The following is a 16011-nucleotide window of genomic DNA, read 5'->3' as shown; positions in this document are numbered from 1 at the left end:
ATTCACACCCACCCTGAATCCCCTCTATCGCTCGCACAATAGATAACGTCCAGGATGGACTTCCTTCCCTTATCTACTACCCCTTTGTCATGATCCTCGCGCCAGCCTTCGTATTGGGGCGCAACGAGAAGAATATCAAAGGTGTTTGGATGTGTCAATAGGGGGGACGTCCTTGTATCACGAAGATAACCCCAACTGGATAGGATAGAAGCTATGAAGCAGAACATTACCGTCGAAGCAGCCCTTGAGATTGTATTGCAACAGGCCAAACCCCTGGAAAGCATTGAGCTATTGCCCCTGACCGCTGCCTACGGCGGCATTTTGGGCGCAGAACTAAGTGCTAAGGTTAACCACCCCTACACCGACGATACGGCAGTAGACGGCTATGCCTGCCTCGAGGCCGACACCAGGGGCGCCTCGTTGGGTAACCCGGTCAAGCTCAAAGTGGTCGGTCAATCACCCGCCGGCAAACCATTCACCGGAAAGCTGGAGCCCGGAGAAGCCGTGCAGGTTTTTACCGGCGCCCCCATCCCCAGAGGGGCCAATGCGGTGATTCGGGTGGAAGACACCCTGCGGGAGGGCGATTATGTCTGGCTGATGAAACCGGCCTCGGCTGCCGACATTCGCCGCAAGGGCGACGACCTGGTGCTGGGGCAGACGTATTTGCACAAGGGCGATTTACTCACCCCCGGCCGGGTGGGGCTGGCAGCGGCCATGGGCTACGACCAACTGCCGGTGGTTCGGCGGCCCAGGGTGGGTATTCTGTCCACCGGCGACGAGGTGGTTGAGCCAGGGGAGCCGCTACCCTATGGCGGGGTCTACAACTCCAATAGCTACTCGGTGGCGGGCCTGGTATTGGAGGCAGGCGGTGAGCCCGTCATCTTACCCAAAGCGTCGGACAGTGTAGAGGGAGTTCGGGCCCAGCTACAGCGAGCTGGCAAACTTGACCTGCTCCTCACGACGGGTGGGGTTTCGATGGGCGAGTACGACATCGTGCGGCAGATGCTGGAGCGCGAAGGTGAGATCCATTTCTGGAAGGTCAAGTTGCAGCCGGGGGGCCCCTTGCTCTTTGCGACCTGGAACGGGCTACCCCTGATGGGCCTGCCGGGCAATCCGGTCTCGGCGATGGTGACGTTTTTGCTCTTCGGGCGGCCTTTTCTCTTCAAACTATTAGGCCGCACCGATGCGCCTTACAGCCTGCTGAGGGCTGTGGCCGATACCCCTTTCGAGGCCAACCCTACCCGGCGGGCCTACCGGCGGGCCGTACTGCGCTGGGAAAACGACCGCTACCGCGTGGCCAGCACCGGCAACCAGTCCAGCGGCGTGCTGAACTCGATGGCGGTGGGGAATGCGCTGGTGGTGCTCGAGGCCGGCCTCTTGGCGCAGCCTGGCGATTCGGTAGATGTAATTCCCTTTCCGGGGGCTTCTTAGGGCCGGGTGGCCTCTAGTGGCTGCAGTCGGTACACCACCAGATTCACCGGCAGATACGAACCGGAAGCCGGTATGAGCTCGATGGTAACCTGATCATTCTGGGTTTCGCGGAAGAAAATCAGGGGGTTGTCCGGGCGCAAAAGCACCCCATTGGACGGCACAGGCTGCAAGAGGCCGTTGACCCGGATGGCACCCGCATAAGCCCCCCCGCGGGGAGAGAAAGCGCCCACAGTGTTGAGTGCCCCGTCCAGCACAACCCGGTAGGTAAGGCCGTAGTGGCCCCGAAGGCGCACAAGCTGACCCGTGAGGGCATCCATGCCGGCAGGCGTTGGGTCAAAAACCCCATCACCAATCACGATGCGGCCCACCATGCCTTCCAGTCGCACCCGCAGGGTACGCAGCGCCGATGGAAAAGTACCGCGCACATGGATACCATCGGGCTCGAGGTTGGGCAGCAAGGGCAGCAGAGAAGCCAGCCCCTCTTTGCTGAGCGCAGGCAGCAAGCTCTCCTCGATCATCGCCACCGTCAGGTTGACCTGACCACTGGCCTGGAGATCGACCATCAGGTTGAGGCCCTGTCCGGTAGCCAGCGGGTCCGATCGGTAGAGCGCCGCCGTCTGGCCAGGCTCAAGGCGCACCTGCTCGCCTGCCTGAGCCAGCAAGAAGTCCATCAGGCTCACCTGCCCCAGCACCGCCACTACCCGGGTAGCCGCCGTCTCGCCCAGCCGCTCGACTTTAAGTTGAACCGGCACTATGTCCACGTTGCTCACCAGCACCACCAGCCGGGCCGGAGTCGGTAGGGCGTTCTGGTGATAGGCCAGGAGGCGAGCCGATCCGCTTATTGCGTCGGCATAAAGCACCCCCGAGCGCGCGACCTGTTCGGGGGAGTTGGAGACCAGCAGGGGTATGTCCCCGTCCTGCTTATCGGTCGCAAGAACCGGATAGCTCAGTATCTCGGAGTCGAGAAAGAGGCGCCCCAAACTGTAAAAGCGCAGGGCATAATCGCGCGCACTGTACATAACCTCGGGCCGCACCACGATGCGCCGGGAAAAAGGCTCGCTGCTGCGCCCTGCGCGATTGGTGACCACCAGGGTAATCAGTTTCTCGCCAGGGGTGAAGTAGGCTTCTTCGCGTCCGGTAAAGCTCAGGGAAAGCGGCTGCCCGTCGGGGTCATAGGAGTACTCGATGATACGCACCGGCTCCCCGATTTTGTACTCCTGCTTGTCGGTAGCAAAACGCGCAACCGGACGGGTGGTGTCCCGCGCAATGGCACCGTGGGTATAGGTCAGGGTGAGCATGCGCTGTAGCGGATCGAACACCACGGTAGCCCCCAGGGCCGCTTCCAGGGCGCGGGCCGAAACGTACATCACCCCATCCTGCAACTGCCCCACCTCGTTCAAACCCAAAGGCCGTCCGTCCAGGCGGGCCTGGCCCAAAGCGGGGTAAAGTTCCAGCTTACCCAGCCGCACCCCCTGGGTGCCATGGTTCAGGTTCTCCAGGCTGACCCCCAGTACCCGGGCCACCTCCCGCACCGGAATAAGGGCCCGCCCCTCCACCACACGGGCAGGGGGGTTCAGGGTGATGGGCGAACCATTAAGGTAGGCCAGCCCCCCCTCGAAGTCCAGTACCAACTGACGGGTGGCAAGCTGCTGCGCAGAAGCACCGACAGCAATCCACAAAAGCAACACAAACCAGCGCACAATCACCTCGAGGGCCAAGGATAACAGAAGCCGTGTAAAGAAGTATCCTAAAGCCCCAAAGCTGATAGCCAAAAAATCGGTAATAGTCTGATTTTTAGGCAATATTCATACGCTTTGGGCCTTTGGCTTCGGGCTTTCAACCAATAACCCTTGACAAAACCCACACCATCCCCCACACTGCAAGGGTTGCGCTTACTTTCCCGCAGGGTGCGGCCAAGCGCATGGTTCAACAAAGCCGTACATCCTATACCTCGGTACAGTTTGGACATTCGGTTCTTTCTGGGATGAGCGGCTCGAACCCTACAGGGTTGGATTCGCCTCGAAGGCTTTTCAGCCCACCACCCAAAAAGGACGTTTGAAACATGGAGTTTTCTGCATTTACGTTAAGGTCTGAAGTTGCCAGGGCCCTCGAAGCCAAAGGTTTTACCACCGCCACCCCCATCCAGGCTGCGGCCATCCCACTGGCCCTGGAGGGCAAGGACGTACTGGGCCAGGCCCGCACCGGCACCGGCAAAACCCTGGCTTTTGGTATCCCCATCGCCCATCGGCTGGATGCCGCCCGTGAGCGCGGACGCGCCCCCCGGGCTTTTATCCTCACCCCCACCCGCGAGCTGGCCTTGCAGGTCGCCAAGGAACTCGAGTGGCTGGCGCCGCACCTCAGCATCACGCCCATCTACGGTGGCACCGGCTACGGCAAGCAGGCCGAGGCCCTCAAACGCGGCACCGACGTGGTAGTAGCCACCCCGGGGCGGGCCATTGACTACATGGAGCAGCGCGTTCTCGAGCTATCCAGGGTCGAGATTGTGGTGCTCGACGAAGCCGATGAGATGCTCTCGATGGGCTTTGAGGAAGCGGTCGAGCAACTGCTGGAGGCCACGCCTGCCACCCGGCAGACCCTGTTGTTCTCGGCTACTCTACCCACCTGGGCGCGTCGCCTTTCGGAGCGCTTTCAACGGGGGGCTACCCTTATCAATGTCATCAAAGACGAGGCCATCTCCTACGAGGAAGTCGCCATTCAGGCCCCCATCCATGGCCGCATCTCGGTGCTCTCGGATCTGCTCTTTGCCTATGCACCCGAGCGCACCATCGTCTTTACAAGTACCAAGGCCGAGTGCAACGACCTGGCCCTGGGCCTGGAAAGCCGGGCCCACAGCGCGGCCCCCATTCACGGCGACATGGGCCAGATTGACCGCGAGCGCGTAATGGAGCGCTTCCGCAGCGGGGCCGTAAGCGTGCTGGTCGCAACCGATGTAGCGGCCCGGGGCCTGGACATCCCCGAGGTCGATCTGGTAGTACACTACCGCCTGCCGGATCAAAGCGAATCTTATCTGCACCGCTCGGGCCGCACGGGTCGGGCGGGGCGCTCGGGCAAGGTGGTAATTCTGTATGGCCCCCGCGAGAAGCGCGAACTGGAGACCCTCGAGCGCGAGGTCAAACGCAGCTTCAAGCGGGTCAACCCCCCCACCCCCGAAGAGGTCATGGAGGCCAAGTGGGCCGTGCTGGCCCGCCGGATTGCCAGGCAGCCCGAGGCCGACAAGAAGCTCTGGCGCGAACAGGCCGAGCGCCTGATTGCCGAAGGAGGCGTGGACGCCGTGGCCGGCATGCTGGCCCTGATTCTGGGCGGAGCCCCCACCCCCAAGAGCCTGATTACCGGCGAGGAGAACTGGGTCACCCTCAAGCTTTCGGGCTCGCGCCTCAGCGTGAACCGTGTGGTTGCAGTGCTGAAAGGCGCGGGCGCAGGCGAGATCGGGCGCATTCGCCTGGACGGCGAGGTGGCCGCTTATGTGGATATTCGGCCTGAGGACGTGAGCAAGCTCGACCATTCGGTGCTACGCGACCTGCGCCTGATGAAAGCCACCGAGGTGCCTGCGGAGTCCCGGCTGCCTGAACGCCAGGGCTTCCGTAGTCAAGGCAGTCGTCAGAGCCAGGGCCGTTCACAGGGTGGAGGGCAGCGCCGCAGCCAGGGTGAGCGCCGTCTCGAAGGATTTGAAGAGCGGCGCGAGGGTGAGCGTCGGCGCATTGTGTACCGATAAATAGCACACTACTTAGAGCCCCCTCGCTCGAGGGGGCTTTTTTTTAGGCTTGCAAGCGCGGATGTCGCTTTCTGGTGAGTAGCCAGATACCCGCTCCCAGAAGCAGGAGAGGTAGCCCCCACTGGAGCAAAAACCCCAGCAAGCCCGCCGCCACCCCCAGGGCGCTGCCCACCACCCACAGCACCAGGCCCAGAACCAGCAGCACCAGCAGCAGGGGGAACAGCACCACACCCAGCACGGCCAGTACCGGCAGGGCGGCAATGGCCAGCACCACCCCCAGAAGGGGCCCCAACCAACCCGTGAGCAGCAGCACCGCCAGAATGACCAGCGACCACCCGAGGAGTTCCATGCCCTGAGGGTAGCGCAACCGGGGGTGGAGGTCGTAAGGAGGGTCACGATTGCCACTACTCGGCCCGCCAATCCGTTGCTAGCGAAATCGTGTGACGGTGTCAGACGCTAACAACAGTCCGACCGAAATCCACAAACCGATTACCAATCGTGCAGACGTCTACATAACGCTTAAATAACGCTGGGTTGACTATATTGCCCTCAAAGGAGGAACCATGAACGGAAAGAACCTCAAATACTTCGTTTTAGGTGTATCCATCGTAGCGGCGGGGTTAAGCGCGTTGGCAGTGACAATTCCCAACAGTTTTTCGGCCGGGCAAGTTATTAGTGCGGCAGCCTTGAACGCCAATTTTACAGCCCTGAAGACAGCCGTGGACACCCTCGAGGCCAAACCCACCACCGGGCTGTTGCGAAGCACAGCAATTCCAGTGTCCTGCGAAACCGTTGCAGCCTTCACAAACACCTACACCAAAATCGCAGACCTGGGAACCTTCAACAAGCAAGACGCAAACTCAACCATCGAACTGACCTTCACCGGGCGGCTGTACGTCCAGTCCCTGACCAGCTCAAATGGGGCCATTTTCGAGTTACGGGTCGACAACAACCCCACAGCAACCGGGAGAATCCGCGCCCTGGTGCTCAGCAATGAAGTCGGGGGGACAGGGGTCAACGCAACAATGAACGGTGTGGTGACGGGCCTGCCGACAGGTACCCACACCGTAAGCATTTGGGTAAGAGCTGCCAACAACGGCTCAGGGACCGAAGCTTTTACCGATCCCGGATGCTTTGGTACTGCACAGGTTCTGGTAAAGGAAATGCGCTAAAAGCTTCCTCTAGAACAGCGGTTGCTAACCTGCCTACAACTCCTCATCGCCCTGCCCCAAGCCCTGCTTGCGGAAGCGGGCGATTATCACAGGCGCGAACAGCGAGAGTGCAGCCAGTACCCACAGCGCGACGGCAATGGGGCTGCTGAACAGATAGCCCACATCGCCGTTGCTGATGGTCATGGCCCGGCGCAGGTTAATCTCCATCAGATAGCCCAGCACCAGGCCCAACAACACCGGAGCCAGGGGAAACTCGAGCTTGCGCATCAGGTAGCCCACCAGGCCAAACGCCGCCATCAGGAGCAGGTCGAAGGGGTTGTTGTTGACTGCATACACGCCTATGAAGCTGATGGCCAGCACCGCCGGAATCAAGAACCAGGCGGGCACGGCTAAAAGCCTTACAAAAAGGCCCACCAGGGGCAGGTTCAAGAGCAGCAGCACCGCGTTGCCCACGTACATCGAGGCGATCAGGCCCCAGACCACCTCGGGGTTCTTCTGGAACATCTGCGGCCCCGGCGTGACCCCCAGGCTGATCAGGGCCCCCAGCATGATGGCAGTCGTACCGCTGCCAGGCAGGCCCAGGGTCAGGAGGGGAATCATGGCCCCGCCCGCCGCCGCGTTGTTGGCCGACTCTGGCGCCGCCACCCCGCGCAGGTCGCCCTCGCCAAAGCGGGCTCTGGCGCCCAGCAGGCGCTTCTCGGTGGTGTAGGCCACGAAGCTGGCAATGGAGGCTCCGGCCCCCGGCAGAACCCCTATCAGGAAGCCCAGCACGCTGCTACGCAAAATGGTGAGCAGCGAGGCCATGAAGTCCCGCAAGGAAAGGTAGATGCGCCCCACCTGGGCCCGCATGGCGCCGGGGGTCTTCTCCTCCAGAAGCATGAGCACCTCGCTGACCGCGAAAAGCCCGATGGCCACCACCAGAAAGTCCATGCCGTCCTCGAGCTGCAAGAGCCCAAAGGTATAGCGCGATATGCCCGACTGGGGGTCCTGGCCCACCGTGGCCAGCATCAGGCCAAAGCCGGTAGCGATCAGGGCCTTGAACATGTTTTTGCCCGCCAGGGCCGAGAGGGTGGAGAAGCCAAAAACCATCAGGGCAAAGTATTCGGCAGGCCCAAAGCGGATGGCCCACTGGGCCAGCAAGGGGCCCAGGGTCATCAGGCCCACCACCGAGAGGGTGCCGGCAATGAACGAGCCCCAGGCCGCCATGGCCAGTGCGGGGCCGGCCCGGCCCTGCTTGGCCAGCTTGTTGCCGTCCAGCGCCGTGACCACCGAGGAGGTCTCGCCGGGGATGTTGAGCAGGATGCTGGTGGTGGAGCCGCCGTACATGGCCCCGTAGTAGATGCCCGCCAGCAAAATGAGGGCCGACTCGGGCGGCATCTTGAGGGCAAAGGTGAGGGGCACCAAAAGGGCCACCCCGCTGATAGGGCCAATACCTGGCAAAACCCCAATCAGCGTACCCACCAGGCAGCCCAGCACCACCAGGAACAGGTTGAGGGGCTGGAAAGCGACCCCAAAACCATTAAGGAGGGCTTGCAGGATGTCCACCGGTCTCCCCTATCCGAAAATCCGGCCTACCGGCAGGGTCACACCCAACCCTTCGGTGAACAAGAAGTAGACGGCCAGGGTGAAGGCCAGCGCAGCCCCCAGCCCCTGCCACCAGCGGGCGCCAAACAGCAGCGAGAGCAAGGTCATCTCGAGGGTAGTGGTGAGTATAAAACCCAGCGGCACCACCAAATAGGCATACGCCACCAGGCTCAAGAGCACCAGCCCCAGCACCGGCCAGAAGCGCGCGGGCGGCCAGGTGGGGCTGGGGTCAGGTTTGAAGATGAGCCATAGGGCCGAAAGCCCCATCAATACAGCAATGATGTAGGGGAAAGGCCGGGGGCCCAAAGGGTCGGAAAGGAAGCCTACCTGCATGCGGCTGGCCTCGAGGCCATACCCCAGGGCCAGCAGCAAGACCAGGACGCCTACGATGCGGTCGGCCATCGGCTGGGGTCTAGCGGATGATGCCCAGTTCGCGGGAGAGGTTGCGGAACTGGTTGACCTGCCGGTCGATGAAGACCTGGAACTCGGCCCCGGTCATGAAGAACTGACCCAGGCTGTTCTGCTCGCGCACTTTGGCCCACTCCTGGCTGCGCTCCACCTGCCGCAAAGCCCTGGCCCAAAACTCGTAGGCTTCGGTGGGCATATTCTTAGGCACATAGAAGCCGCGCCAGACCACCCAGTCTACGTTGTAGCCCAGCTCCCGAAGGGTCGGCACGTTGGCATAGGGCGCAGGGAGGCGACGGGGCGACATCATCGCAAGCACCCGCACCGTACCGGACTCCACCTGGGCCCGAAGCTCCGAAGCATCTCCGGCGAATACCTGGATAAAGCCCCCCAGCAAGGAGGTCAGGGCCTGGCCACCGCCATCGAAGGGTACATATTTGATGGAACGCGGCTCAATACCTGCCGCCCGGCCCAGAAGCAACACCTTCATGTGGTCCTGGCCGCCCACCGCGCTGCCCCCGCCCACCGCTATTTTGGAGGGGTCGGCTTTCCAGGCCGCCACCAGCTCTTGCATGGTTTTCCAGGGCGCGTCGGCCTTGACCGCCACCAGGCCAAAGTCGGCCGCCACAGCGCCCAGCCAGCGCACATCTCGCTCGGTAAAGCGGCTGAACTGCCCCTGGGCCAGCCGCACCGTGGTGGCCGGGCTGGCCGCCACAATCAGGTTGGCATCGTTGTTACGCTGAGTAACCACGTTGGCATAAGCCACCCCACCACCACCCCCGGTTAGGTTGGTGGTTTTGATGGGTTGGGACACAATCTTCAGGTCTTGCATCACCTGGGCCACGCTGCGGCAGGTGAAGTCCCAGCCGCCGCCTGCCCCGGCAGGGGCGATGCACTCGGGGTTGCGCGGGGTGAACTGGGCCAGCCCCCCTCCAGCAGCCAGCAAAACTACAGCTAAAGTTGCCAATCGCATCATGGTTCCTCCTATCTCCAACAGGCAAAAATCGCCCAAGGTATAGCGTGTCATTGATTCTATCCGGCCCACCTTGGGCGTCAAGATGAGCGTACGCCCAGCAAAATGGAGCCCTCGAGGCTTTCTAATAAGGCCTCCCGGGAACGCTCGAGGTGCCTCTGCAAAAAGGCTGCTGCCGCCTCGGCCTGCCCCTGCTGCAGCAGTTCGATCAAGTGCAGGTGGTCGCTCAGGGCCTGGTCGGCCCCCTGGGGGCGGGTAATTTCCAGGTAGCGGGCCCGGTAGATGCGTTGCAAAACCTGGGCCAGCGAGGCCACCACAAAGCGGTTGCCGGTAAGCTTGGCCAGGGCCAGGTGGAAATCGGTGGCTTTTTCCAGTTCGATCTCGGGGTCGAGGTCGGCTTCTACCGAGGCCAGCAGTTCCTGAAGCTGGCGGGCGTTGGGCCGGCGCGAGGCAGCCACCCGCACCACGTAGGTCTCGAGCCAGGTACGAAACTCAAAAGCCTCCTCGAGTTCCGCCAGATCCAGGGGGGCTACGGTGTAGACCCGGCCCGTGCGCTGTACCAGCCCCTCACGGAAAAGCTGTTGAATGGCGGCCCGGATGGGGGTTCGGGAAACCGCCAGCAGTTCTTCCAGTTTGCGCTCAACCAGGGGCTCGCCAGGCCTCAGTTCCAGCGACAAAATCATCCGGCGCAGGCGGCGGTAAGCCTCTTCGGTTTGCGGAGCCAGCATGGAAGGATATGCTACCCTTTTTGGTATACCAGCTCAACTCGAGGTTCAGGAAAAGGTGCAAACCTTTCGCCGATGGCAGGAAAAAAACGTCTGCAGTCAATGGTCTATGGCCGATGGGGTTTGTCGGACTGCAAACGTGGCCCTTGAAGCCCTAAACCTTTGACCCGGGGCGCCAGCACACCTAATACCGGATTCAAAAAGACAGTTTACAAAACCAAAAACACCAGAGGCTGTCTTTTTGAATCCTAGAGCACACCTCTCCCTGTCGGTCGGCGAAAAAAGCCTCACCCTTCCAAGGGGCGGTATCGCCCTCCGCTACGCGGATAACTTCCAAGGGGCGGTATCGCCCTCCGCTACGCGGATAACTTCGGTCGGGTTAGTTCGTCACCAAAGGGTGACGAACTAACCGAATCTGGTATAAAAACCGGCGTCTCGCCACAAATACTCATCCCTGGAGCAAAGGCTACCTCGAGGCCGCCGTAGCCCGCGTTACCTGGGCAAGGGCTTGCTCGAGGTCGGCAATTAAATCCTCGGGGTCCTCGATGCCTACCGAAAGGCGCACCAGCGCATCGCTGACGCCGTGGGCAGCCCGAATCTCGGGCGGCAGAAGCTGGTGAGTGGTGGAGGCCGGGTGGGTGGCCAGCGACTCCACATCGCCCAGGCTTACGGCCTGGGTGAAAAGCTTCAGGCTATCCAGGAAAATGGCCGCCGCCTGTTTGGATTCCAGCTCAATGGAGACCAGCCCCCCAAAGCCCCGCATCTGCCGCCGGGCCGTCTCGTGGCCGGGGTGGGAGGGCAGGCCGGGGTAATAGACCCGCCGCACGGCAGGGTGCCGGGAGAGGTATTCGGCTACCTGATTTGCACCCGCGCAGTGGGCCTCCATGCGCAGGGGCAGGGTCTTGAGGCCCCGCAGCATCAGGTAGCCCTCGAAGGCCCCCAAGGTACCGCCGATATGCCGCAGCCCCTCGGCCCGCACTGCCTCCATGGGCTCCCTGGGGCCGGCCAGCACCCCTGCCAGGCAGTCGCCGTGGCCGCCCAGGTATTTGGTGGCCGAGTGCAGCACCAGGTCAATACCGTGCTGCAGGGGGCGGGTCAGGTAGGGGGTGGCAAAGGTGTTATCCACCACCGTCAGCACTCCTCTTGCGCGGGCAAGCTGGGCCACCGCCGCTAGGTCGTAGATGCGCAGGGTGGGATTGGTGGGGGTCTCGAGGTAGATCAGCCGGGTGGCAGGCGAAAGGACCTGGGGCAGGTTCTCCACACTCCCCGCGTCGGTTACCCGCACCCCAAATTTGGTCAGGGTCTCCAGAAAGTAGCCCTCGGTGCCGCCGTACAGAGGGGCCAGATACACGATTTCGTCGCCGGGGGCCAGCAGGGTGTTGCACAGCGCGCTGATGGCGGCCATTCCGCTGGCAAAGGCCACTGCATCTTCGGCCCCCTCGAGGCTGGCCAGCTTCTCCTCGAAGGCCCGCACGGTGGGGTTACCGACGCGCCCGTAGATATAGCCCGCCTCCTCCCCGGCAAAAAGCCGCTCTCCCCTGGCAAACGAACCATAGGCGAAGGTAGAGGTGCTGTAGATGGGCACCACATGGGCTCCGGTCATGGGGTCGGGGTGGTGTCCGGCGTGCACGGCCTGGGTTCTGATTTTCATAAGCATACCTCGGATTTACTTTTAGCGTAGCACCATTTGGACGGCAAAAGTTTGCGATAACGCCCGATTTTTCGCTCTTTGATGCAATCAAATTGCACAAAATGCTAAGATGGAGCAATCTCATGGCAACTATTGAACTGGACAAAAAAGACCGCAAAATTTTGAGCATCCTCCAGCGCCAGGCCCACATCCCCAACAGCGAACTCGCCGAGCAGGTTCACCTTTCCCCCTCAACCTGCCTGCGCCGGGTTCGGCGACTGGAGGAACTGGGGGTGATTCGGGGCTATGTGGCCCTCCTGGACAAGGACAAAATCGGCCGCAGCCTGTGCGTATTTGTGCGGGTCAAGCTCGACCACAAAAGCCGCGCCGATGTGGAGCGTTTTGAGCAGGAGGTGCTTAAATACCCCGAGGTCACCGAATGCCACGTGGTGATGGGCGAGGACGACTTTTTGCTCAAGATTATGGTGGCCGACCTGAACGAGTTTCAGAAATTTTTACTGGATCACCTCACCGCCATTCCGGGCCTGAGCACGGTAATCTCCTCGGCGGTGCTGCGGCAGGTTAAGAGCACCACCGAGTTGCCAGTGTGAACACATACCAGGTGCGGTTGATTCGTTACCGAACGGTAACGAATCAACAGGGCCGAAGTTATCCGCGTAGCGGAGGGCGATACCGCCCCTTGGAAAGGGAGATGCTTTTTTCGCCGACCGTTCGGGAGGGGTGTGCTCCAGGATTCAAAAAGACGACCTTTGGGGTTTTTGGTTTCCTAGCCAGTCTTTTTGAATCCGGTATTACCCGATGGGCTCGAGCCGCCCCTCTACCGCCAGCCAGCGGATTCCTTTTTCCAAAGCGTACTCCTTCAGGTCGCGCAGGTTGGCTGTCCAGGCCAGTTCTACCCGCTTGCCCTCCGAGCGCAGCTTTCGGGCCAGAGCCCGATCCAGCGCCAGTACCTCTGGCGGGACCTCGGACAACGGCAGGCGTAGCGCCTCCATGACCCGCTCGAGCCCCAGAGCAAAGCCCGCCGCATAAGGCAGCAAAGCCCCATCGTAGCGGCCTCCGCCCAGCAGGGGCAGGCCAAAGTCGGGGGTGTAGGCCTGGAAGTTGAGGCCGGTGTAGAAGGTCAGGAGCCGGGCCCGGCCAAGGTCAAGAAGCAACGGTACTTCGGGCAGCAGGGCCAGGACGGCCTCGAGCCAGTCCAGGTCGGCCTGGGCTTTGCCCGAGAGGGGCAGCCTGCGGGCTTCTTCCAGCACCTCCCGCCCGCCGTACAGGTCGGGCAGGGCCAGCAGGGCCTTTTGCAAGCTGGGGTGTACCAGGTAGTCCTTCAGCAAGGACTCCAGCTCAGGGCTGTTCTTGCGGTGGATGGCCTGGCGCAAGCGCTCCTTTTTTTCTTCGGGCAAGCCCGTGGCGTCCAGCAAATCCCGCACCAGGGCGGGCAGCCCCACCTCGATCTTAGCCTCGGGGAAGCCAATGAGTTGCAAAGCTTCCCAGGCCAGCTCGAGCACCTCGGCGTCGGCCTGGGGGCTGCTCACCCCCACCAGCTCGGCCCCCACCTGGCTAAACTCGCGGCTGCGCCCCAGTTCGGCGTTGGCCTCGCGCAGCCAGAGGGTTCCGGCATACTGCATGCGCACCGGCTGGCCCGACACCAACCGCCCGTTGCTACGCAGAAGCCCTGCTACCGCGGTGGTAAACTCCGAGCGCAAAGCCAGTACCTCGCCGGTTTTGTCTACGAGCTTGAAAGCGCGCTCGGCCAGGGTGTGTTGTGGGTCGTAGATTTCCAGTGAGGGCAGCTCTACCGGCTCGTACCCCCAGCCATACAAGAGCCCTGCCAGCCGCTCCAGCAGTTCGCGGCGCTGGCGGGCCTCGGGGGGCAGAAAGTAGCGGGTGCCTTCGGGAATCATGCAGGTACCGGATAGCCCAAAAGCCATCGGCTCGGAGCTAAAGCCTATTTGCTCTTCGCAAATATCTTCACCGACAAAATCTTGTCGCGTTCCCGGCGGGCCTGGGGGCCTTCGGTGGGGTTGATATTTTCCACCACATCCATTCCCTGTACCACCTGCCCAAAAATGGTGTACTGCTGGTTGAGGTTGGGGGTGGGGCCGTAGGTGATGAAGAACTGGCTGCCGTTGGAGTTTGGATCCATGGTGCGGGCCATACCCAGCACGCCTTTTTTGTCGTAGTTGAGCTTGGGGGTCACTTCCAGCCCAAACTGGTAGCCGGGGCCGCCCATGCCGGTGCCGGTGGGGTCGCCGGTCTGGGCCACAAACCCCGGAACGACCCGGTGAAACACAATGCCCTCAAAGTATCGGTGGAGGGCCAAAAATACAAACGAGTTGACCGTGTTGGGCGCTTCTGTTTCATATAAATCTATACCGATTTTTCCCTTGCTGGTTTCAATTTCGGCGTAGTAGTCGAATTTGGCAGGGTCAATCACCTGCTCGGCTTTAGCAAACTTGGTCACGGGCTTGTCGGACTTGTAGGGCAGGGCTTCCATGTTTCCTCCAAAACTGCGGTCTGCTCCACTCCCCTGCCACAAGAAAAAGGCGGCAGCGGCCAGGGCCACCAGAACGGCAACGATCAAAGCAACGCGCATCTGGAACAGTTTACTTACCCAGATGAGAACACGCCAGAAGGGTTCAGGGCCAGGTGTCGAGGGCAGTGAAGGTTTTGCTTTTCGGGGTTGAGCCTTCAGCTTTGGGCTTCACTCAAATCCTGGGCAGGGTAATGCCCTGCTGGCCCTGGTATTTGCCCTTGCGGTCGCTGTAGGTTACCTCCGGGCGCTCCCCCTCGAAGAACACCAGTTGCACCACGCCCTCCCCGGCATACATCTTGGCCGGCAGGGGGGTGGTGTTGGAGAACTCGAGGGTCACATGCCCCTCCCAGCCTGGCTCCAGGGGGGTGATGTTGGCCACGATGCCCACCCGGGCGTAGGTGCTTTTGCCGATGGCGATGGCCAGAACGTTATCGGGCATGCGGATATATTCCATGCTGCGGGCCAGCACAAAGGAATTGGGTGGGATGATCACCTCGTCGCCTTCGTAGTCCACGAAGCTCTTGGGATCCAGGCCTTTGGGGTCGGCAATGGTGTGAAACACGTTGGCGAAAATTTTCCACTCGCGGGCCGCCCGCAGGTCGTAGCCGAAGCTCGAGAGCCCGTAGCTGATCACCCCATCGCGCACCAGGCGCTCCTCGAAGGGCTCAATCATGCCTTGCTTGGCTTTTTCACGTATCCACCAGTCGGGCTTAACACTCATGCCCCACACTATACAAGCCCCAAACGCTGAAGGCATGCCCCATCACGCTTATCGTGGAGGCCCCATTGTTGTACCCGCATGAGTAATAGCCAGGCCATTTTCACAACCAGGCTTCATCCGGCGGTCTAAACTGGACTCATGCGCGGGTTACCGGTATTGAGCAGGGTTCTTTGGGCGAGTTTACCCGTATTCTTAGGTATTCTGCTGGCCTCCTGCGGTTCGGACAGCCAAAACAACCAAAGCCGTCAACCCCTTCGTCTGACACTTCGAATCGACACGGGTTATGTAGATGAACCCTACAGCACCACCCTCACCGCAGACGGCGGCATCCGGCCCTACAAGTTCAGCCTCGAGGGCAACCTGCCCAAAGGCCTCACCTACAGCAACGGGCGCATCAGCGGCACGCCCCAGGAAAAGGGCAACTTCGAGCTCACGGTGAGCGTAGAGGACGCCAACCTTTCCAATCGCACCCAAAAAGTAACCCTGGTCATAGGGGAAACCCCGCCCCCCCGGCTCGACCAGGTCTTCCCCCTGGCCGAGGTATCCGACCCCTTCCCCTACCTGTTCCGGGTGCGCGACCGCGAGGCCAGGGGCTTTCAGGCACAAATTCCCCTAAAAGACCTCAAAGCTACCCTGGATACCTTCAAGGCCGATGCCGGCGTACTCTATGTGCTTCGCTACGATGAGGAAAAGGGCCTGGTGGATATTGATGCCGCCTTTATCGGCCCACGCAAAGACTTCGAAGTTTTTCGCTTCACCGCCGCCCCCTTGCCCGACAAAAAGGTGCGGCCCGAAGCCAGCTTCCGCGAAACCCGGGTGGCCTTCTACGACAAAAACGGCAAACTGGCCGGCAACGCCCAGGCCATCGAGCGGGTAAGCACCCAGGGGCGCTACAAGTACAGCGACCTCGAGGCCCTTGCCCGCAACTGGGGCCGCCGCCTGACTACCACCGCTCCCCAAGCGCCTGCGGCCAACACCCCCCAAGCCCCTGAAAACAGCTCCCCTCGAGGCCAGACCGAAGCACAAGCGACCCCACCCGCTTCCTCCGAAAACCAGGCTGCCAACCCCCCCAGCGCTGCCGAGAAC

Annotated in this window: 15 protein-coding genes; 5 read left to right on the top strand and 10 right to left on the bottom strand. The window is 61.6% G+C overall.

The annotated features are described in order from the left end of the window. Positions 1-213: 213 nt before the first annotated feature. Positions 214-1431 carry a molybdopterin molybdotransferase MoeA gene (locus tag Mhypo_RS14305; RefSeq protein ID WP_119341961.1) on the top strand — a complete coding sequence of 406 codons (1218 nt, stop codon included), beginning with the start codon at positions 214-216 and terminating at the stop codon, positions 1429-1431. On the opposite strand, the gene Mhypo_RS14300 is transcribed toward Mhypo_RS14305, so the two are convergent. Then, complete coding sequence (locus tag Mhypo_RS14300) at positions 1428-3203, bottom strand: stalk domain-containing protein (protein ID WP_170148316.1); 1776 nt, start codon at positions 3201-3203, stop codon at positions 1428-1430. The genes Mhypo_RS14305 and Mhypo_RS14300 overlap by 4 nt on opposite strands. A gap of 290 nt (positions 3204-3493) precedes the next feature. Between Mhypo_RS14300 and Mhypo_RS14295 the strand changes: the two genes are divergently transcribed. Further along, positions 3494-5164 (top strand): DEAD/DEAH box helicase, encoded by a 1671-nt coding sequence (locus tag Mhypo_RS14295; protein WP_119341959.1) that lies wholly within the window; start codon positions 3494-3496, stop codon positions 5162-5164. A gap of 43 nt (positions 5165-5207) precedes the next feature. On the opposite strand, the gene Mhypo_RS14290 is transcribed toward Mhypo_RS14295, so the two are convergent. Continuing rightward, positions 5208-5513 carry a hypothetical protein gene (locus tag Mhypo_RS14290; protein WP_119341958.1) on the bottom strand — a complete coding sequence of 102 codons (306 nt, stop codon included), beginning with the start codon at positions 5511-5513 and terminating at the stop codon, positions 5208-5210. Between the two features lie 214 nt (positions 5514-5727). On the opposite strand from Mhypo_RS14290, the gene Mhypo_RS14285 reads away from it, so the two are divergent. Further along, complete coding sequence (locus tag Mhypo_RS14285) at positions 5728-6336, top strand: hypothetical protein (protein WP_119341957.1); 609 nt, start codon at positions 5728-5730, stop codon at positions 6334-6336. A gap of 33 nt (positions 6337-6369) precedes the next feature. Here the strand turns inward: Mhypo_RS14285 and Mhypo_RS14280 are convergent, their stop codons facing one another. The 5 genes from Mhypo_RS14280 to Mhypo_RS14260 form a co-directional block, all read right to left on the bottom strand. Next, positions 6370-7881 (bottom strand): tripartite tricarboxylate transporter permease, encoded by a 1512-nt coding sequence (locus Mhypo_RS14280; protein WP_119341956.1) that lies wholly within the window; start codon positions 7879-7881, stop codon positions 6370-6372. Positions 7882-7890: 9 nt separating this feature from the next. After that, complete coding sequence (locus Mhypo_RS14275) at positions 7891-8322, bottom strand: tripartite tricarboxylate transporter TctB family protein (protein WP_119341955.1); 432 nt, start codon at positions 8320-8322, stop codon at positions 7891-7893. Positions 8323-8332: 10 nt separating this feature from the next. Further along, a complete protein-coding gene (locus tag Mhypo_RS14270) occupies positions 8333-9298 on the bottom strand; it encodes a Bug family tripartite tricarboxylate transporter substrate binding protein (protein WP_119341963.1) in 966 nt (321 codons plus the stop codon). Positions 9299-9378: 80 nt separating this feature from the next. Next, a complete protein-coding gene (locus tag Mhypo_RS14265) occupies positions 9379-10026 on the bottom strand; it encodes a GntR family transcriptional regulator (protein ID WP_119341954.1) in 648 nt (215 codons plus the stop codon). A gap of 463 nt (positions 10027-10489) precedes the next feature. Beyond that, the gene (locus tag Mhypo_RS14260) at positions 10490-11674 is read right to left on the bottom strand and encodes a trans-sulfuration enzyme family protein (RefSeq protein ID WP_119341953.1); all 1185 of its coding nucleotides are present in this window, start codon (positions 11672-11674) and stop codon (positions 10490-10492) included. Positions 11675-11796: 122 nt separating this feature from the next. Here Mhypo_RS14260 and Mhypo_RS14255 point away from each other — a divergent pair, with 122 nt between their 5' ends. After that, positions 11797-12264 carry an Lrp/AsnC family transcriptional regulator gene (locus Mhypo_RS14255; RefSeq protein WP_206074927.1) on the top strand — a complete coding sequence of 156 codons (468 nt, stop codon included), beginning with the start codon at positions 11797-11799 and terminating at the stop codon, positions 12262-12264. A gap of 201 nt (positions 12265-12465) precedes the next feature. On the opposite strand, the gene Mhypo_RS14250 is transcribed toward Mhypo_RS14255, so the two are convergent. The 3 genes from Mhypo_RS14250 to dcd all read right to left on the bottom strand — a co-directional run bounded on the left by Mhypo_RS14250 (position 12466) and on the right by dcd (position 14925). Further along, entirely contained in the window at positions 12466-13572 is a 1107-nt protein-coding gene (locus Mhypo_RS14250) for an ATP phosphoribosyltransferase regulatory subunit (protein ID WP_119341962.1), read from the bottom strand. Between the two features lie 44 nt (positions 13573-13616). Further along, on the bottom strand, positions 13617-14165 hold the full coding sequence (locus Mhypo_RS14245; RefSeq protein WP_206074928.1) for a peptidylprolyl isomerase: 549 nt from the start codon (positions 14163-14165) through the stop codon (positions 13617-13619). A 211-nt stretch (positions 14166-14376) separates the two neighbouring features. Then, the gene (gene dcd / locus Mhypo_RS14240) at positions 14377-14925 is read right to left on the bottom strand and encodes a dCTP deaminase (RefSeq protein WP_119341950.1); all 549 of its coding nucleotides are present in this window, start codon (positions 14923-14925) and stop codon (positions 14377-14379) included. Between the two features lie 138 nt (positions 14926-15063). Between dcd and Mhypo_RS14235 the strand changes: the two genes are divergently transcribed. Continuing rightward, positions 15064-16011 (top strand): Ig domain-containing protein (locus Mhypo_RS14235; RefSeq protein ID WP_119341949.1); only part of this gene is annotated, 948 nt, incomplete at its 3' end.

It is taken from the genome of Meiothermus hypogaeus, assembly GCF_003574035.1.
GTDB classification, from domain to species: domain Bacteria; phylum Deinococcota; class Deinococci; order Deinococcales; family Thermaceae; genus Meiothermus; species Meiothermus hypogaeus.
This window is presented reverse-complemented; position numbering and strand designations above follow the sequence as displayed.